The organism is Streptomyces sp. NBC_00483 (genome assembly GCF_036013745.1).
In the GTDB taxonomy this organism is placed as follows: Bacteria; Actinomycetota; Actinomycetes; order Streptomycetales; family Streptomycetaceae; genus Streptomyces.
Genome location: NZ_CP107880.1, coordinates 7,313,492 through 7,331,149 on the forward strand (window position 1 = coordinate 7,313,492; position 17,658 = coordinate 7,331,149).

14 protein-coding genes are annotated in these 17,658 nt (G+C 71.6%); 7 read left to right on the forward strand and 7 right to left on the reverse strand.

Features of this window, described 5'->3' with window-relative positions; genetic code table 11:
- Positions 1 to 59 precede the first annotated feature (59 nt).
- Positions 60 to 1,382, forward strand: coding sequence for a radical SAM protein (locus OHA73_RS32800; protein WP_266715192.1), 1,323 nt, complete (start codon positions 60 to 62; stop codon positions 1,380 to 1,382).
- Positions 1,383 to 1,401: 19 nt separating this feature from the next.
- Here OHA73_RS32800 and OHA73_RS32805 read toward each other — a convergent pair whose 3' ends face one another.
- Positions 1,402 to 2,430, reverse strand: a complete 1,029-nt coding sequence (locus OHA73_RS32805; protein ID WP_266715193.1) for an asparaginase — start codon at positions 2,428 to 2,430, stop codon at positions 1,402 to 1,404.
- Positions 2,431 to 2,585: 155 nt separating this feature from the next.
- Between OHA73_RS32805 and OHA73_RS32810 the strand changes: the two genes are divergently transcribed.
- The gene (locus OHA73_RS32810) at positions 2,586 to 3,035 is read left to right on the forward strand and encodes an Lrp/AsnC family transcriptional regulator (protein WP_327656838.1); all 450 of its coding nucleotides are present in this window, start codon (positions 2,586 to 2,588) and stop codon (positions 3,033 to 3,035) included.
- Between the two features lie 54 nt (positions 3,036 to 3,089).
- Here OHA73_RS32810 and OHA73_RS32815 read toward each other — a convergent pair whose 3' ends face one another.
- On the reverse strand, positions 3,090 to 4,256 hold the full coding sequence (locus OHA73_RS32815) for an alanine--tRNA ligase-related protein (RefSeq protein WP_327656839.1): 1,167 nt from the start codon (positions 4,254 to 4,256) through the stop codon (positions 3,090 to 3,092).
- A 321-nt stretch (positions 4,257 to 4,577) separates the two neighbouring features.
- Between OHA73_RS32815 and OHA73_RS32820 the strand changes: the two genes are divergently transcribed.
- Positions 4,578 to 5,531, forward strand: a complete 954-nt coding sequence (locus OHA73_RS32820) for a helix-turn-helix domain-containing protein (protein WP_327656840.1) — start codon at positions 4,578 to 4,580, stop codon at positions 5,529 to 5,531.
- A 26-nt stretch (positions 5,532 to 5,557) separates the two neighbouring features.
- Here the strand turns inward: OHA73_RS32820 and OHA73_RS32825 are convergent, their stop codons facing one another.
- The 3 genes from OHA73_RS32825 to OHA73_RS32835 form a co-directional block, all read right to left on the reverse strand.
- Complete coding sequence (locus OHA73_RS32825) at positions 5,558 to 9,241, reverse strand: S8 family serine peptidase (protein WP_327656841.1); 3,684 nt, start codon at positions 9,239 to 9,241, stop codon at positions 5,558 to 5,560.
- Between the two features lie 91 nt (positions 9,242 to 9,332).
- Positions 9,333 to 9,860, reverse strand: coding sequence for a DUF6069 family protein (locus OHA73_RS32830; protein WP_266715197.1), 528 nt, complete (start codon positions 9,858 to 9,860; stop codon positions 9,333 to 9,335).
- Between the two features lie 63 nt (positions 9,861 to 9,923).
- Positions 9,924 to 10,313 (reverse strand): SHOCT domain-containing protein, encoded by a 390-nt coding sequence (locus OHA73_RS32835; RefSeq protein ID WP_266715198.1) that lies wholly within the window; start codon positions 10,311 to 10,313, stop codon positions 9,924 to 9,926.
- Between the two features lie 235 nt (positions 10,314 to 10,548).
- Between OHA73_RS32835 and OHA73_RS32840 the strand changes: the two genes are divergently transcribed.
- A complete protein-coding gene (locus OHA73_RS32840) occupies positions 10,549 to 11,874 on the forward strand; it encodes a hypothetical protein (protein WP_267072751.1) in 1,326 nt (441 codons plus the stop codon).
- 13 nt (positions 11,875 to 11,887) lie between these two features.
- Entirely contained in the window at positions 11,888 to 12,910 is a 1,023-nt protein-coding gene (locus OHA73_RS32845) for a TIGR00341 family protein (protein WP_327656842.1), read from the forward strand.
- Between the two features lie 164 nt (positions 12,911 to 13,074).
- Here OHA73_RS32845 and OHA73_RS32850 read toward each other — a convergent pair whose 3' ends face one another.
- Entirely contained in the window at positions 13,075 to 14,712 is a 1,638-nt protein-coding gene (locus OHA73_RS32850; RefSeq protein WP_327656843.1) for an acyl-CoA dehydrogenase family protein, read from the reverse strand.
- A gap of 38 nt (positions 14,713 to 14,750) precedes the next feature.
- On the reverse strand, positions 14,751 to 15,362 hold the full coding sequence (locus tag OHA73_RS32855; protein WP_327656844.1) for a TetR/AcrR family transcriptional regulator: 612 nt from the start codon (positions 15,360 to 15,362) through the stop codon (positions 14,751 to 14,753).
- A 99-nt stretch (positions 15,363 to 15,461) separates the two neighbouring features.
- On the opposite strand from OHA73_RS32855, the gene OHA73_RS32860 reads away from it, so the two are divergent.
- Complete coding sequence (locus tag OHA73_RS32860; RefSeq protein WP_327656845.1) at positions 15,462 to 16,979, forward strand: class I adenylate-forming enzyme family protein; 1,518 nt, start codon at positions 15,462 to 15,464, stop codon at positions 16,977 to 16,979.
- 24 nt (positions 16,980 to 17,003) lie between these two features.
- The gene (locus tag OHA73_RS32865) at positions 17,004 to 17,603 is read left to right on the forward strand and encodes a TetR/AcrR family transcriptional regulator (RefSeq protein ID WP_266715203.1); all 600 of its coding nucleotides are present in this window, start codon (positions 17,004 to 17,006) and stop codon (positions 17,601 to 17,603) included.
- Positions 17,604 to 17,658: the final 55 nt, after the last annotated feature.

Here is a 17,658-nt window from a genome sequence, read left to right on the forward strand (position 1 = left end):
GCCGGGGCGTACCGTGAAGGGTCGAACCGTAGAACAGCAGAGGGTCGAGGAGTAACGGGATGCAGAGCCGAACGGCGCTGGTAGAGGACCTGATGGAGCGCTTCCCGCACGTTCCGAAGGAAGCGGTCTTCAAGGAGGACCTGCTGCGCGGCGGCGTCGCCTTCGACGCGTCGGCGCTGAGTGACAACGAGGACGGCGAGGTCAAGCCGAAGTCGTACTTCATCTTCTCCTTCGACCACGGCACGCTGCCCGAGCTGGGCGAGGCCGCGCTGCGCCGCCCGCCGGAGGAGATCGTCCTCACGGGCGGCCCCTACGACCTGCGCCGCACGGTCGTCTCGGTCCGCGTGAACCCGAAGTCCCCGTACCGCGTCGCCGCGAACGAGGACGGCATGCTCGGCCTCTACCTCGACGGCAAGCGCATCTCCGACGTGGGCGTGCCGCCGATGCCGGAGTACTACCGGCACAAGCTCTCCAACGGGAAGTCGGTCATGGAGGTGGCGCCCACGATCCAGTGGGGCTACCTGATCTACCTGACCGCGTTCCGGGTCTGCCAGTACTTCGGCGCCAAGGAGGAGTGCCAGTACTGCGACATCAACCACAACTGGCGCCAGCACAAGGCGGCCGGCCGCCCGTACACGGGCGTGAAGGACGTGGACGAGGTCCTCGAGGCCCTCGAGATCATCGACAAGTACGACACCGCGAAGGCGTCGACCGCGTACACGCTCACCGGCGGCGCGATCACGTCGAAGGTCCAGGGCCTGGACGAGGCGGACTTCTACGGGCGGTACGCCAAGGCCATCGAGGAGTACTTCCCGGGCCGCTGGATCGGCAAGGTCGTCGCCCAGGCGCTGCCCAAGGACGATGTGCAGCGCTTCAAGGACTACGGCGTGCAGATCTACCACCCCAACTTCGAGGTGTGGGACGAGTACCTGTTCAAGATGTACTGCCCCGGCAAGGAGCGCTACGTCGGCCGCGACGAGTGGCACAAGCGGATCCTCGACTCGCGCGAGGTCTTCGGCGCGCGCAACGTGATCCCGAACTTCGTGGCGGGCGTCGAGATGGCCGAGCCGTTCGGCTTCAAGACCGTCGACGAGGCCATCGCCTCCACCACCGAGGGCCTGCGCTTCTTCATGTCGAACGGCATCACGCCGCGCTTCACCACGTGGTGCCCCGAGCCGACGACGCCGCTCGGCAAGGAGAACCCGGACGGCGCGCCGCTGGAGTACCACATCCGGCTGCTCGACGCCTACCGCTCGACCATGGACGAGTACGGCCTGTCGTCGCCTCCCGGCTACGGTCCGGCGGGCGCGGGCCGGGCCGTGTTCTCGGTCAGCTCGTTCATGGACAGCCTCGCGCCCAACGAAGAGGCCGTGGAGTTCTGAGTCCCGCTCTCTGATCCTGTTACGCGGCCGCCTGCTCGCCGGACGCCTCGGTGCCGGCGGGCAGTGCGCCCGGCGCGTCGATCAGGCGGCCGAGCAGGTCGGGCCGGGCGGCGGGGGAGACGTCCGCGAGGAGCGCGGCCAGGACGGCGATTCGGGTCTGGCCCGCGCGCAGCGTGCCGCTGAGCACGGCGCCCGCGGCGACCAGGTCGACGGCGCCGCCGCCCGTGTAGATCTCGGCGAGCGGGCCCGCGGATACGCGCGTAGACACGGCGACGAGGACTCCGCGGCGTACAGCTGAGGACACCGCGTCGACCAGCTCCGGCGTCGCGTTCCCCGCGCCCGTGGCCACCAGCACGATGCCGCGCGCGCCCGCGGCGACGGCCGCCTCGAAGAGCGTGGCGTCGGCGTCGCTGTGGTGCATGACGATGTCGACGCGCGGTATCTCCGTTCCGGCCCCCGGCTGCGGCAGCGGGGCCGGGCGGCTCGGCTTGTGGCGCAGGTCTACGCGGCCGAAACCGAGCCGGCCGAGCGGGCCTGCCGACGGGTCGGCGAAGGCGTCGGCCGCGAGGGTCTGCGTCTTCACGGTGCCGCGAGCGGCGTGCACCTTTCCGTCGAAGGCGACGAGTACGCCCAGGTCACGCACGTTCGCGGCGAGCTGGAGCGCGTCGTACATGTTCCCGGGCCCGTCGCCCTCGGCCTGGCCGAGCGGCTTCTGGGCGCCGGTGAAGACGACCGGGCGCGGGTCGTCGTGGTGCAGGTCGAGCAGGAACGCGGACTCCTCCAGGGTGTCCGTGCCGTGCGTGACCACGATGCCGTCGACGGACGGGTCGGCGAGCACCTCGCGCACCGTGCGCAGCAGCGTCAGCTGGAGCTCCGTCGTCATCCGCGAGCTGTTCACGTTGAACAGGTCGACGACGTCCACCTCGACCCCCTCCGGCAGCGCGGCCGACGCGAGCACCGTGTCCCCGCCGGCGTCGGCGGCGTAGCCGGTGCCCTGCCAGCGGCTCGCGATGGTGCCGCCGGTGCTGATGAGGGTGATGCGTGCCATGTGACCTGCCTCGCGAATAGTCGGCGCTCGCGTAGTGGGCGCTCGCGCGCGTGGGGAGCGTATGTTCGATCTACAGCAAGGATAAATCGTGATCTGCGCAATCGGATTGCGAATCCTGGCCGATGATCGCGCAAAGCGTGGTGCATGATTGCGCCATGGACCGGATCGACCTGCATATCTTGCGCGAGCTCCAGGAGGACGGCCGCCTGAGCAATCAGGACCTGGCCGCCCGCGTCGGCCTCAGCCCGTCCCCGTGCATGCGCCGCGTGCGGCAGCTGGAGAAGGACGGCGTCATCCAGGGCTACCGCGCGATCGTCGACCCGGACGCCGTCGGCCGCGGCTTCGAGGTCCTCGTCTCCATCGAGGTGCGTCGCGACCGGGCCTCCGTCGAGGCCTTCGAGCACGCGCTCCAGGACATCCCCGACGTCATCGAGGCCTACCGCCTCTTCGGCAGCCCCGGCTGCCTGCTGCGCATCGCGGTCGCCGACCTCGCCGCGTACGAACGCCTGTGGATCGAGGAGCTCACCGCGCTCGACGGGGTCACCGAGGTGAACTCGCAGATCATCATGAAGCGCATCAAGGAGCCGAAGGGGCTGCCGGTCTAGAGGCAGCTGCCGGTCTGGAAGGGGCTGCCGGTCTGGCCGACAGCCCCTGGGGCGCTACCGCTCCCGCAGGTTCAGCACCAGCTCGCGCGGCAGCCCGTGGGTGTCGTGCAGATAGTGCAGGTCCTCCTCGCTCAGCGGGCCCGAGAATCGCGGCCGTGACAGCACCTTCCTGCCGCGCTCCAGGAGCCGGTCGAAGCGCAGCTCCTCGTCGAGCAGTACCTGGCGGACGTACGACGGGTCGACGTCCTGGCGGAAGTGGTCCAGGGTGTGCCGGATCAGCTCGACCGGCAGGTCCCCGAGCGTGCGGGTCGGATCCTCGCGGCGCAGCACGGTCAGCACCCTGCGGATCAGCCGGCGCAGCACGTATCCGCGCCCGGTGTTCGACGGCCGCACCCCGTCGCCGACGACCACGACGGACGAGCGCAGATGGTCGCCGACCACCCGGAACGACGGCTCGTCCAGCGGCCACAGGCCCGGCAGCAACCGCCGCCACGGATCGAAGACATCGCACTCGAAGACGGACGTCCTGCCCTGCAACAGCGTGGAAAGCCGCTCCAGGCCGAGGCCCGTGTCGACGTTGCGCTGGGGGAGCGGCACCAACGAGCCGTCGTCCAGGCGCCGGTAACGCATCGTCACGTGGTTCCACACCTCCACCCAGCGCTCGTCCTTGGTCGGCGTCGACTCCGGCGGGGTGTCCCCGGTCCACAGGAAGATCTCCGAGTCGGGACCGCACGGCCCGGTCGGCCCGTTGTCCCACCAGTTGTCCTCGACGGTCTCCTCGATCGGCAACCCGCGCCGCTCCCACACCTCCCGCGAACCGGTGTCGGGCCCTGTCTGCTCGTCGCCGCCGAACACGGTCACGTACAGCATCCGCGGATCGATGCCGAAGCCCTCGGTGAGCAACTCGTATCCCCACTCCAGGCTCTGCGGCCCCTCGTAGTCGCCGAGCGACCACGTGCCGAGCATCTCGAAGACCGTCAGATGCGTGGGGTCGCCGACCTCCTCCAGGTCCGTGGTCCGCAGACACCGCTGTACGTTGACGAGCCGTCGGCCCAGCGGATGGGGGCGGCCCTCCAGGTACGGGGTGAGCGGGTGCATCCCGGAGGTGGTGAACAGGACCGGGTCGCCGGGCGGCGGCAGCAGGGTCGAGCCGGTGATCCGGCGGTGGCCGCGGTCCTCGTAGAACTCGGTGAACGTGCGGATGACGTCGTCGGTGCGCATGGGGTGACTCCTTCGCGTGATGCGGGCGGGAGGCACCGGAAGCGGCCGGACGGAGCGCGGTGGGGCAAAAAAGTACCGGCGGCCGTTTCCGGTCGCCGGTGGGAAGAGGTGGGTACGTCAGGCGGCGGCAACCGGCGAGCTGGTCGCTCGCGCGGTCGCGGTGGTGGTGCTGCGGTCCATGACGTCCATGCCCTCGAAGGTAACGCGGTCCGCCCCGCCGCGGCCAGGCATTTTCTGTGGGTCCGCCCACGGTGGAGTTCGCGCCCGCCTGCGAGACTTCCCGTCAGGCAGTCGGCGGACCAAAGGGGCGGGAGAGCGGCGGTGGGGCTGGAGGAGCTCGGACTCACGGCGGACGAGGAAGCCGTGTACCAGGCGCTGATCGCGCTGCCCACGGCCCCGTACGAGCGGATCGTGGCGGCGGCGGGGCTGCCCGACGCGCGGGTGCGTGCGGCCTTGGATCCGCTGGTGGGGCGCGGGCTCGTGGTGCGCGCGGGCGACGGAGCCCGCTACGCGGCGGCGCCGCCGGCCGTCGCCCTCGGCGCCGAACTCGCCCTCCAGCGCGAGCGGTTGCAGCGTGCGGAGCTGGCGGTCGCGCGGCTGGCGGAGACGTACCGCACGGCGACCGCGGACCGCGCGCAGCGCGAACTCGTCGAGATCGTCGAGGGCGCCGAGGCGATCCGCACCCGCTATCTCCAGCTCCAGCTCTCCGCCCGCGACACCATCGACATCCTCTCGGCGGGCGAACCCGCCGCCGTCACCCCCGCCGACAGCGAGGAGGTGACCGCCATCGGCCGCAACGTGCGGGTGCGGGCCGTCATCGACCAGGGCTTCCTCAAGGAGCCGGACGCCGCCCAGCACGTCGCGCAGTCCCTCGCCGACGGCGTGCAGGTGCGCACCGTCGCCGAGGTCCCGTACAAGCTGATCCTGTGCGACGGCGCCGTGGCGATGCTGCCGCTGCACGGGCGGGGCGCGCCCGTGGACCCGGCGGTCGTGCTGCGCGGCGGACTCGCCCATGTGGCAAGGGAGTTGTTCGAGCAGGTGTGGCAGCGCGGCCGGCCCTACCAGGAGCCGGACGTCGGCGGTGACGCGCTCGACCCCCTGGACGCGCACATTCTCCGGCTGCTGCTCGCCGGGTTCACGGACACTGCGGTCGCAGGTCAACTCGGCATGTCCGTAAGGACGTTGCAGCGCCGCCTCCAGGCGCTGATGGTGCGCGCGGAGGCGACGACACGGCTGCAACTGGGCTGGTACGCGCACCAGCACAACTGGGTCTGAAATCAGGCTGGTTGAAGGTGATCGGGCTAGTTGAGAGTGACCGCCCGTGTCACCTCCTGCTCGACCGTCAGCCCGCCGGGCGCCTTCGCCGTGGCCCGCAGCGACACCGAACCGGCGTCGCGCGGCGTGCTCAGGACGGTCGTCCAGTGCCCGTCACCGGACCGCTTCAGCGACGCGTCCCGCCAGCTCGCCCCGCCGTCGTACGACACCTGGAGCGTCGCCGAGGAGGCGCTGACGCCACCGGTGTACGCGGCCGAGCGCAGCCCCAGTCCGAGGCGCTTGCCCGCCCTGGCGCCGCCCCGCAGATCGGTGTCGACCTCGTAGGAGAGGTTCAGCAGCGGCAGGTCGGCGCGGCCCGTGCCCGACGGCAGCGGCTTGTAGTCGAAGCCCCACGTGGTCGCCGTCTTCGTGGACGTCGTCCAGGCGGCGGTGTCCCGCTGTCCGGTCGCCACCAGCTTGTACGAGCCCGCCGTCATGTTCGCCGCCCGGCCCGACTGGGCGTTGAACCCGGCCACTTGGGTGTCGCCGCGGTAGAGCGTGGTCTGCTTGGCGCCGCCACCGGCACCGGTGTGGCCGTCCTCGGAGCCCGACCAGATCGCGGTGTTCCACTGGAAGAGATCGCTGCTGTTCTGGTACGCGGTGTACGTGCCGCCGAAGCGGGGCGCCTGCACCGGCTTGAACCAGCCGGTGTCGTAGCGCTTCCCCGCGGTGTAGGACGACGTCTGCCCTCTCTCGAAGTAGCCCGCGGCCGCGCCGAGTCCGGTGTGCTGCTCGAACCAGGACCCGGTGGCACCCGTGCCCCCGGAGACGTACTCGGTGGTGGTGCGGCCGAACTTGTCGTACGTGTCGCCGCCGAGCGCCGGGCTCCACGACGGGACGAAGTAGCGCCCGCCGGTGCCGAGCGTGCCTGGCTGCGCGTAGATGCTGTTGTCGACGCGGGCCAGGTCGCGGTTCTTCGGTGCATAGGCCAGTGATGTGTCCGGGATGCCGCCGTCGAAGGTCTTCGCCAGGTCGTACGTGTAGTCCGGGTACTCCTTCGCCCGCACCTTCAGCGTGCCGCGGCCGGGCTTCGCCTCGGCGATGAGGCGGGCGCCGTCACCCTGCTCCACGGACGCGACGGAGAGGCCGGCGGCGCCCGAGTAGGACTGGAAGAGGCGGCCGGGGGCGTCGTTGACGACGATCAGCATGGCGGCGCCGGCGTCCGCGGCCGCCTGGGCCCGCGCGCTCGCGGTGACGGCGTCGTCGCGGTCGACGAGCACGGCCTTGCCCTTGGCGTCCAGGTCCACGTAGTCGGCCGCCGCGCCCCGACCGGCGTACACGGTCTTCAGGGCGCGCACCCCGTCGCGGAACGCGGTCTTCGGCTGGGCGGTCAGCGTGATGTCGCGGCCGGTGCCGGTCTCGGCGTCGAAGGCCTTCTCCCGCATCCGCCAGTGGGCGAACGCCTTCAGCGTCCCGTCGGCCACCTTCTTCGTCGGCGTGAGGTACAGCGAGTCGTACTTGCCGGCCAGCAGCACGGAGGAGGACCAGCCGTGCTCCGACGAACTACCGTACGTGCGTTGGACGTTGAAGACCGTCTGGACCGTCTCGCTCTCCCGCTCCGGTACCGCGTACGCCTTGCGTGCCTTCCTCGCGTCGAGTGCGGCCGTCCCCTTCGGGTGGGCGGCGCCGAGTGTCACCTCGTCGGAGATCAGCAGCGCCTCGCCGAGCGAACCGTCGCTGCCGCCGGGCACGTCCACGTACGAGGAGGCGGTGTAGCGACCCGGAGGGAGCCGCAGCGTCGCCTCGCCGTCGGCGTCCACGTTGATGTACTCGGGGTCCTTCTCGGCGGTGGAGTACAGCGCGACGGTGTCCGCGAGCGGCTTGCCGTCGCGGCCCGTCACCTTGACCGTGTAGTCGTACATCTCCGCCTCCTTGAAGAGGGCGAAGGCGGTCCGGGCGACCACGGTGTCCGAGGCGGAGGGGGTGGCCAGGACATGACCGGAGAACGTGGTGCCCGCCGGGACCTTCGACGGGTCGAGGCTCAGCGTCACCTCGGCGGTGCCGTGTGCGGGGACGGACAGCTTCGACGCCGACAGGGCGTACGCGTCGTCGTCCGTGTCCAGGGAGAGGGCGAGCGACACGTCCGCGTCACCGTCGTTGCGGTAGGTGACCGTGCGCGTGGTCGCCTTCGCGTCGGCGTTCGGCCAGTCGTAGGTGGCCGCCGCGACGGAGCCGGTCGCCCCGATCGTGGCGTCCACGGCGGCGGCCGCGTCGACGCGCCCGGAGCCGACCTCGTACGGAGACTCGCCGGTCTTGTCCGACGTCGACATCAGCGCGTCCTTGACGCGCTCGCCGCTCCAGTCGGGGTGACGCTGCTTCAGGATCGCGGCGGCGCCCGCCACCAGCGGCGTCGCCATCGACGTGCCGCTCATCGTCCGGTACGGGCCACTGGTCCAGCCCGGCACCGACTGCGAGGCGGCGGCGGTGACGTCCACGCCGGGCGCGGAGACGTCGGGCTTGAGGGAGTGCGTGCCGGTCAGCGGGCCCTGGCTGGAGAAGGAGGCGCGCTCGTCGCCCCCGTCGACCGCGCCGACGGTCAGCGCGGACGCGGCGGCGCCGGGGGTGCCGATGGTGCCGGGGTCGTAGGCGTTGCCCGCGGCGATCACGTACAGCGGACCGCCGTCCGCGGACAGCGCGTTCACCGCCTGCGACATCGGATCCTCGCCGTCCGAGCCGTCGGGGGAGCCGAGGCTCATCGAGACGACGTCGGCGCCCTGCGCCTTCGCCCACTCCATGCCGGCGATCGAGTCGGAGTCCTGTCCTGTGCCCGCGTTGCTCAGCACCTTGCCGACGAGGAGACGGGCGCCGGGGGCCGCGCCCTTCTCCTTACCGTCGGACGCGGCGCCCGTTCCGGCGATGGTGGAGGCGGTGTGCGTGCCGTGGCCGTTGCCGTCGTCGACGTCCTGGCCGGCGACGAAGCTCTTGGACTCCTCGACCTGGCCCACCAGGTCCGGGTGGTCGAGGTCGGCGCCCGTGTCGAGCACCGCGACCTTCACGTCCTTGCCGTCGAAGCCCTTCCGCCAGGCGTCGGTCGCCTTGATCTGCGCGGTCTCGTCGGCGAGCGAGGCCTCCACCCTGCCGTCGAGCCACAGCTTGCCGATGCCGCCGTCGAGGGACTTCGGCGCCTTCCCCGGGGCGATGTCCTTCCAAAACATGCGGGCCTCGTCCTTGTCCGCGCGCAGCGCCGTCGCGTCGATCGACGCGAGCGTGCGGACGGGCTCGGCGCCCTTGGGGGCGGCCGGGGGACGGGCGGAGCGGGACGTCGCGGGCGCCGACGCGATCAGCGGTACGCCGCCGGTGCGGGCGTCGTCGTAGCCCATCGCGACCAGTTGCGTGACGTCGAAGAGGCGCGGGTCCAGCTTCCCGGCGGCCAGCAGTGGCATCGCCTCGACCGGCACGACGTACGTGTCGTCGCCCTGGGTACGGACCTGCACCCCGCGGCCGTTCTCGTCGGCAGGGTCGACGGTCACGACGTCCTGACGGCCCGGCAGATCGGTGTAGTGCACGACGTCGCCGGTGACCAGCGTGATGTCGTGGGCCCGGCCGCGGGGTGCGGCGGTGGCCGCGTCCGAGGCGTCGGATGCCGGAGCGGCCACCGCCATCCACCCGATGAGCGCCATGGTGAGCGCGGTGGCCGTCGGCAGTGAACGGCGTCTGGATATGGATCTCATGCAGAGGGTCTAGCGGGCGCCGCCCGCCGCGCACAGCACCGTCCGGTGGCGGCCTTCCGACATGGCGGAAACCGGACGGGTGCAAACCGGGTCAGACGCGGCGGATCGCGCCTCGGCCCACCGCCGAGAGCAGTGACCCGATGGCGATTCCGATGACCAGGTACACGCCCGCTGTGCCGAACTTCGCCTCCCAGGTCAGGCTCGTGGTGAACGGCAGCAGCACCATGACCGCGGTCGCGAGGCCGATGATCCAGGAGAAGAAGCTGCCGGGGCGCGGGGTCGCCACGATCAGCAGGTTGAGCAGCGCGGTCGCGAGCAGCGCGGTCACGGCCGCGCCCATCGCCAGGGTGCCCGTGGTGGCGATGTTCATCAGGCCGTCGCCCGCCGGGGCGAACACCGGGATGTCGAGGACACCGCGTACGAGGAGCAGGGCGACCACCGCGGTGAGGGCGGCGATCACCGCGGTCATCACTCCGCCCGCCCACAGCTTTCCCGCGTCGAGCCGGGGCTGCGGTTCGGGTGCGTACGCCGGTTCGGGCTGTCCATAGGGCTGCCCGTACTGCTGATACTGCTCGTACTGTCCGTAGGGCTGTCCGTAGGGCGATTTCTGTGGTTCCACGATGAGGCTTTCCGGTTGGCTTTCCGGTCGGGTTTCCGGTGGGTTTTCCGATGACGGTGGGGTTCAGGCGAGAAGTTTTGCCTTCGCCTTCTCGAATTCCTCGTCGGTGAGTGCGCCGGACTTGTGGAGCTCGGCGAGCCGGGCCAATTCCTCGGTTCCGCCGCCGGATTCCGTCGCCGTCCTGCGGATGTAGTCCTGGAACCTGGATTCGGCCTGCTTGGCCCGATCGGCGTCGCGTCGGCCCATTCCGTTGCCGCGCGCGATCACGTAGATCAGCACGCCGATATACGGCAGCACAATGCAGAGAAGGAGCCAGCCGGCCTTGCTCCAGCCGGTCAGCGAGTCGTCGCGGAAGACGTCCATGACGATCCTGAACAGCAGGAACAGCCACATGACCCAGAGAAACAGGAACAGCATGGTGAGGAAGAGGTCGAGCAGGGGATAGTCGTCCATGATTCCCTCTCTCCGGCGCGGCGGATGTTCGGTGCAGTATCACCCGCCTTTCCGGCGCCCGCATTTCGGCCGGACACGGGGCGTGGACACGCCGCGAATTCATCGGCATCGGCCCGTCACTCGTCCGGCCCCGTCCGTCTCGCCCGTCGGCGGCGCAGCGGTTCCCCTGGCATTCACATCAGCGCGTCGGGGGCGCGCCGAAAAGGAGGCAACGGTGGCGGAGGAGACGGCGCCCATGGGGCCTGCCGAGCAGGCCGAACTCGCGCGGCTGCGGGGCCGGGTGGCCGAGTTGGAGGCCGAGCGCGGGAGTGTGCGAGGCAGTGGCCGGCGCCACCGGGGGCGGTCGTTCCTCGCCGTCGTGCTCATCGTGATCGGCTGCATCCTCGCGCCGCTCGGCATCGTCGCGTCCTGGGCGGCCGATCAAGTGGGCGACACCGACCGCTACGTCGACACCGTCGGCCCGCTCGCCTCGGATCCCGACATCCAGAAGGCCGTCGCGAACCGCGCCACGAACGCGATCATGCAGCGGATCGACCTGAAGTCCCTGCTCTCCGAGGTACCCACCGACGACCGGCCGCTGGTCGAGAAGTCGCTGGGCAAGCTGGGTGACTCACTCGAAGACGCGGTCCGCAGCTTCGTCCAGGACAAGGCGCAGGGGGTCGTCGCCTCCGACGCCTTCGAGAACATCTGGAAGCAGACCAACCGCAAGGCCCACAGCGCCCTCGACAAGGCGCTGACCGGCAGCGGCGGCGGGGCGGTCAAGCTGGAGGGCGGCGACACCGTCACCCTCGACCTCGGCCCGGTCGTCGAGCAGGTCAAGCAGCGCCTCGTCGACTCCGGCCTCACCGTCGCCGGGAAGATCCCCGAGGTCCACACCGACTACACGCTCGTCACGAACGACAACATCGGCAAGGTCAAGACGTACCTGCGGCTGCTCCAGGTGATGGGCAACTGGCTGCCGGTCCTCGCCCTCGTCCTCGTCGCCGGTGGCGTGCTGCTCTCCGTACGCCGCCGCAGGGCGACCGTCGCCACCGCGCTCGCGGTCGCGGTGAGTTGCGGTCTGCTCGGCATCGGGCTGCGCGTCTTCCGCGTGATCTACCTCGACCGGCTGCCCGCGAGTGTGTCGCAGGACGCGGCGGCCGCGGTCTACGACACCATGACGCACTTCCTCTTCACCATGGTCCGGATGGTCGTCGCACTCGGCGTCGTCGTCGCGCTCGCCGCGTGGCTCACCGGGCGCGGCAAACGGGCCCGCCTGGTGCGCGGGCTGTGGATCTCCGGCATCGACGGCGCGCGGCTCACCGCGGACCGGGCCGGGTTCCGCACGGGGCCGGTCGGCCCGTTTGTGCGTCACCACCGGACCTGGATCGGGTGGATCCTGGTCGTGGGCGCGCTCCTCGTCTACCTGCTGTGGTCGTACCCGACCGGCTGGGTGGTCGTCGGGATCGCGCTGTGCCTGCTGTTCCTGCTGGCCGTCGTGGAGTTCCTTGCGGCGGAGGGCGACGGAGACGGGGGCGGGCCGGACGCGGCGGGGAATCCGCCCGCGCCATCCGCGGTCTGAGGGAGTGCCGGTCATGAAGGTGATGGGGCGGGTCGACGCGGCCACTGTCCGGCGCATGACGGACACCCTGTTCATCGAGCGATCCCTGAAAAGCCCCAGCTCCACGCGATTCTGGGGGCTGCTGGTCCTCGCCTCGGTGATCGCGGCCGCCGGTGTGGTGGGCGACTCGACGGCCACGGTCATCGGCGCGATGATCGTCGCCCCGCTGATGACGCCGATCCTCGGCAGCGCGCTCGCTCTGGTCCTCGCGGACCGTTCGCAGGTCGTGCGGTGCGTGCTGCTCGTACTCGGCGGGGCGCTCGCGGTGGTGGCGATCGGGATGCTGCTGGGGTGGATCGCGGCGCCGCCCGACGACTTCGCGTCGAACTCGCAGGTGTCGTCGAGGATCAGCCCCCGCCTCATCGACCTGCTGGCCGCGCTCGCCACGGGCACGGTGGGCGCGTTCGCGCTGGTCCGCGCGGACATCTCCGACACGCTGCCGGGCGTCGCGATCGCCATCTCGCTGGTGCCGCCGCTGGCCGTGACGGGGCTGCTGATCACGGTGGGCCGGTTCCACGACGCGTTCGAGTCGGGGCTGCTGTTCGCCACGAACGTCGCCGCGATCGTGGCGACCGGGACCGTGGTCTTCCTCGTGTACGGGATCCGGGGCGCGGCCCGGGAGTCCGAGCGGTACGTGGGGGAGTTCCACGGTCGTACGTTGGTGGCGGTGGTCGGGGTCCTGCTGCTGATCGCGGTGCCGCTCACCACGGGGACGGCGTCGGTGTGGCGGGACCGGAACCTCGCGGCGGACGCGCGGCCGGTCGCGGAGGAGTGGGCGGCCGGCCGGAACTGGGACATCTCCTCCGTGGAGGTGCGGCAGGGCGTGGTGGTGGTCGGCGTCCTCGGGCTCCCGCCGCAGCCGGCCCCCACGGCCCTGCGCGCCGCGCTCGACCGCCACGGCATGTCCGACGCGGACCTGGAACTCCACCTCGTGGGCGGGCGCACGCATTGGTGTGCGGCGGGGGGCGTGACGTGTGAGGTGAAGGGGGCGGGGTGAGGGGGCTGGGCGGGGCCCAGGCCAGGCCCGAGAGCGGAACTGTGACGTCAGGCCACGACCTCGTCGTAGGTCCACGTCACAGTCCACCCCTCAAGCCGGCAGCCGCCCCAGCAACGCCTCCGTGCCCGGCACCCGGCACCCGCCGAAACCGCCCCCGTATACCCCTACGCTGGCAACCGCCCCAGAATCCCCCCGAAGTCCGCCGCAGGCGGCAGCGTGCCGAAGGCCAGGCCGCGGTCGCCGGCCAGGCGGGTCGCGCAGAAGGTGTCGGCGACCGCGGCCGGCGCATGCCGGACCAGGAGGGACGCCTGGAGGACGAGCGCCGCCCGCTCGATGAGGCGGCGGGCGCGGAGCTGCGCGTCCTCGGGCGAGGCCAGTTCCGCCTGGAGTTCACGCCACGCGGTGTCCAGGCGGGCATCCGCGCCGGACGCCGCCTCGACCTCCGCCCGGAACGCCTCCAGGGACTCCGGCTCGCGGGTCAACGCCCGCAGCATGTCGAGTGCGTTGACGTTGCCGGAGCCCTCCCAGATCCCGTTGAGCGGGGCCTCGCGGTAGAGGCGCGGCATGCCTGACGCCTCGTCATAACCGTTGCCACCCAGGCATTCCAGGGCCTCCGCGACCGCCACCGGCTGCCGCTTGCACACCCAGTACTTGCCCACCGCCGTGGCCAGACGAAGGAACGCCCGCTCACCCGAGTCCCCGCGCTGGGCGCGGTCCGCGGCGCCCGCGAGCCGCAGCCCGAGCGTCGTCGCCGCCTCCGACTCCAGGGCCAGGTCCGCGAGGACGTTCCGCATCAACGGCTGGTCGATCAACTTCGCGCCGAACACCGAACGGTGGCGGCTGTGGTGCGCCGCCTGCGCCAGCGACTCGCGCACGTGCGCCGCGGAGCCGAGGACGCAGTCGAGCCGCGTCATCGTCACCATGTCGATGATGGTGCGCACGCCCTTGCCCTCGTCCCCGACGAGCCAGGCCACCGTGTCGTCGAACTCCGGCTCGCTGGACGCGTTCGACCGGTTGCCGAGCTTGTCCTTCAGGCGCTGGATGCGGAACGTATTGCGGCTGCCGTCGGGCAGGACGCGGGGGACCAGGAAGCAGGACAGACCACCGGGGGCTTGTGCAAGGACCAGGAACACGTCGTTCATCGGCGCCGACGTGAACCACTTGTGGCCGCGCAGGCGCCACGTGCCGTCCGCCTGCTCGACCGCGGCCGTCGTGTTCGCGCGCACATCCGTGCCGCCCTGCTTCTCCGTCATGCCCATCCCGGCGAGCAGGCCGCGCTTTTCGGAGGGGGCCCGGAGCCCGGGCTCGTACACGGTGCTCGTGAGCAACGGCTCGTAGACCTTGGCGAGTTCGGGCGCGCGGCGCAGCGCGGGCACCACCGCGTACGTCATGGAGACCGGGCACATGTGGCCCTGCTCCAGCATCGTGGCGAGCATGAAGGTGCCCGCGCGGGCCACGTGCGCGCCCGGTCGTTCGTCCGCCCACGCGGAGCCCGCCGCGCCCGCGGCCACCGTCGCGCGCATCAGTGAGTGGTACGAGGGGTGGAAGTCGACCTCGTCGACACGGTTGCCGTAGCGGTCGTGCGTGCGCAGCTCGGGCTCGTGCCGGTTGGCCTGGTCGGCCCAGAGGCGGGCCTCCTCGCTGCCCACGTAGCGGCCGAAGCGGTGCAGCTCGTCGATGTGCCACTCGGCGCCCTCGCGACGTACGCCCTCCAGGAGGACCGCGTCGTCGGCGGCGTCGTGTCCGGTCAACGGCGGGGCCTGGTTGGTCACTTCGTGCGTCTGCGAGGGGTTCGACTGCATGAGGGGCTCCTTCGACGTGAGCGGGGTGGGGGAGCGGGTCAGGCGGCGGTCGGTGCGCCCGCGCAGCGCAGCGCCATCGCGGTGAGTTCGGCGATCAACTCGCCGCCTGCGGCCTCGTCGTGGGCGGCGAGCGGGTCGGCGAGCACCTCGCCGATCGCGCCGGTGAGCGCGGCCGCGGTGATCCCGCCGTTCTGCTTCGGCAGCAGGCCCGCCGCCATGCCCTCGTGCACGACTTCGGCGAACAGGGTGTGGTAGCGGCGCCGGTAGTCGATGCGCTCGGCGCCGACCTTGGGGTCGGCGGGGGCGACGAGCAGGGCGTGGGCGAGGCCGCGGTTCTCCAGCGCGCGCCGGGCGAACACCTCCACCCCGCGCCGCAGCCGCAGCACCGGGTCGCCGTCCCCCTGGAGCACCTCGCCGACCACGGTCACCTCCCGCGCCGCGGCCCGACGGAACACTTCGACCGCGAGCGCCGCCTTCGACGGAAAGTGCTGGTAGACCGAGCCCGCCGCGATCCCGGCGGCGTCGGCGACCGCCGTCACGGAGGCCTGCGCCCAGCCCACTTCGGCGACGACGGAGGTGGCGCACGCGACGAGGTGTTCGCGCGCTGCTTCGAGCCGGCGGATTTCGGCGGGGGTCTTGCGGTAGGCCATGCAAGCAGTGAACCATCATTCAGAGTTTCCCGCCATGGCCGGTCGGTTCCGCCGGTGGGGCAACACGACACAGGCCTCAAGGCCCGTCAGGAGAACGTGATGCACCTCAGTGCCCTGCTGGACAGCGCTGTTCGCTCGGGCAGTACGAAGGAAGCCGTCGTCTACCGCGAACAGCGGTGGAGCTACCGGGAGTTCGGTGCCGCCGCGCGGCGTGCCGCCGCCGTGCTGCGCGGCGCGGGCCTCGGCCCCGGCGACCGCCTTGCCGTGATGACGTACAACACCCCGGCCTTCCTTTTCGCCGCCTTCGGCGCCTGGTCGCTCGGCGCGACCCTCGTGCCCGTCAACCACAAGCTGCAGACGGCCGAGGTGGCGCGCCAGCTGAAGCACTGCGGGGCGCGCGTCGCCCTCGTCGACGCGGAGATCGGCGAGCGCGCGACCGCCGCGGACCCGGGCGTGCGCTGGCTGCTCAGCCACCCGGACACCCCGGCGGACCAGCTCCCGGCGGACGCCTTCGAGGCGCTCGTCGCCGCCGCCGAACCCTGGACCGGCGAGGAGCGCCCGGACAGCGACGTGGCGGAGATCCTCTACACCTCCGGCACCTCGGGCACCCCCAAGGGCTGCGTCCACTCGCACCGCACCGCCGCCCTGACCGCCGCGTACTCCGCCGCGACGATGTCGATGCGCGGCGACGAGCGCTTCCTGATCTGCATGCCGATCTGGCACGCGGCGCCGCTCAACAACATGACCCTCGGCACCCTGTTCGCGGGCGGCACCGTCGTGCTCCAGCGCGAGTACGAGCCCCGCGGCATGCTCGAAGTCATCCAGCGCGAGCGGATCACCGCCCTGTTCGGCGCGCCCATCGCGCTCATCGCCCCGACGCAGGCGGTCCCCGACTACGCCGACTACGACGTGTCGTCCGTCCGCGCCTGGCTCTACGGCGCGGGCCCACTCGACGCGGACACCGTGCGCCGCCTGATGAAGGCGTACGGCACCGAGAACTTCCAGCAGGTGTACGGGATGAGCGAGACCGGGCCCGCGGGCGCCTCGCTCCTCCCGGCCGAGCACGCCGACAAGGCGGGCGCGATCGGACGCGGCGGCATGCCGGGCGTGGACCTGCGCGTCGTACGCCCCGACGGGAGCGACGCGGAGGCCGGCGGGAGCGGCGAGATCTGGCTGCGCACCGACACCCGCATGCTCGGCTACCTGGACGACGAGGCGGCCACCGCCGAGGTGTTCGCCGGTGACTGGTACCGCAGCGGTGACCTGGGCCGGATCGACGAGGACGGCTATGTCACGCTCGTCGACCGGATGAAGGACGTGATCATCACCGGCGGCGAGAACGTCGCGTCGCAGGAGGTCGAGGGCGCGCTGCGGGGCCACCCGGACGTGCTCGACGTCGCCGTCGTCGGCCGGCCGCACCCGCAGTGGGGCGAGACCGTGGTGGCCTTCGTCGTGCCGCGCGAGGGCGCGGGGCTCGAACAGGCCGGGATGCGCGACTGGCTGGAGGCGCGGATCGCCCGCTACAAGGTGCCGCGCGAGCTGATCCTGCGCGACGCCCTTCCGCGTACGCCATCGGGGAAGATCACCAAGCATGTGCTGCGGGCCGAACTGGCCTGAGCTGCGCGGCTGTAGGGTCTCGGCATGGCCGATGAGCAGGTACAGCAAGCGCGCAGGGGGCCGGGGCGGCCGCGTCAGGAGCACGTCACCAAGGCCGTGCTCGAGGCCGTCGTCGAGCTGGTGGCGGAGCAGGGCATGGGCGCGCTGACCATGGACGCCGTCGCGACCCGCGCGGGGGTGAGCAAGCCGGCCATGTACCGGCGCTGGCCCACGAAGCAGGACCTGATCATCGCCGCCGCCGAGTCCCGCGTCGGGACGCTGACGGTGCCCGACATGGGGGACTTCAGGGCCGAACTGCGCGCGGTCCTCATGGAGCGTGTGCGCGCCTACCGGCAGCCCGGAGTCGACCGCCTGCTCGCCGGTGTGATCAGCGCGGCGGCGGAGGCGGGTTCGGGGCGCGAGGCGTTCCGGGCGTACGTGACGCGGGTGACCAGCGAGACGCGGCATCTGCTGGAGCGGGGCATCGCGCGCGGCGACGTACGGGCCGACGTCCCGATCACCGACGTGACGACCCTCATCGCCTCGTCCCTCGTCTTCCGGCTCGTCGCCGAGCAGCGGACGCCGGAGAAGGAGCTGGTCGATTCCGTGGTGGACCTGATCGGCAGGGCGGTCGACGTCCGGTAACGAGGGCGTAGCCGCCAGCTGACCCACAGCCATATCCCGTACGTGCCGGGCGAGT

Bases quoted from the DNA above. Each gene is read 5' to 3' on its own strand.
- OHA73_RS32855 (WP_327656844.1), bottom strand. From the start codon at position 15,362: ATGGCCTACCGCAAGACCCCCGCCGAAATCCGCCGGCTCGAAGCAGCG.
- OHA73_RS32860 (WP_327656845.1), top strand. From the start codon at position 15,462: ATGCACCTCAGTGCCCTGCTGGACAGCGCTGTTCGCTCGGGCAGTACG.
- OHA73_RS32845 (WP_327656842.1), top strand. From the start codon at position 11,888: ATGAAGGTGATGGGGCGGGTCGACGCGGCCACTGTCCGGCGCATGACG.
- OHA73_RS32865 (WP_266715203.1), top strand. From the start codon at position 17,004: ATGGCCGATGAGCAGGTACAGCAAGCGCGCAGGGGGCCGGGGCGGCCG.
- OHA73_RS32825 (WP_327656841.1), bottom strand. From the start codon at position 9,241: ATGAGATCCATATCCAGACGCCGTTCACTGCCGACGGCCACCGCGCTC.
- OHA73_RS32850 (WP_327656843.1), bottom strand. From the start codon at position 14,712: ATGCAGTCGAACCCCTCGCAGACGCACGAAGTGACCAACCAGGCCCCG.
- OHA73_RS32800 (WP_266715192.1), top strand. From the start codon at position 60: ATGCAGAGCCGAACGGCGCTGGTAGAGGACCTGATGGAGCGCTTCCCG.
- OHA73_RS32815 (WP_327656839.1), bottom strand. From the start codon at position 4,256: ATGCGCACCGACGACGTCATCCGCACGTTCACCGAGTTCTACGAGGAC.
- OHA73_RS32805 (WP_266715193.1), bottom strand. From the start codon at position 2,430: ATGGCACGCATCACCCTCATCAGCACCGGCGGCACCATCGCGAGCCGC.
- OHA73_RS32810 (WP_327656838.1), top strand. From the start codon at position 2,586: ATGGACCGGATCGACCTGCATATCTTGCGCGAGCTCCAGGAGGACGGC.
- OHA73_RS32835 (WP_266715198.1), bottom strand. From the start codon at position 10,313: ATGGACGACTATCCCCTGCTCGACCTCTTCCTCACCATGCTGTTCCTG.
- OHA73_RS32840 (WP_267072751.1), top strand. From the start codon at position 10,549: ATGGGGCCTGCCGAGCAGGCCGAACTCGCGCGGCTGCGGGGCCGGGTG.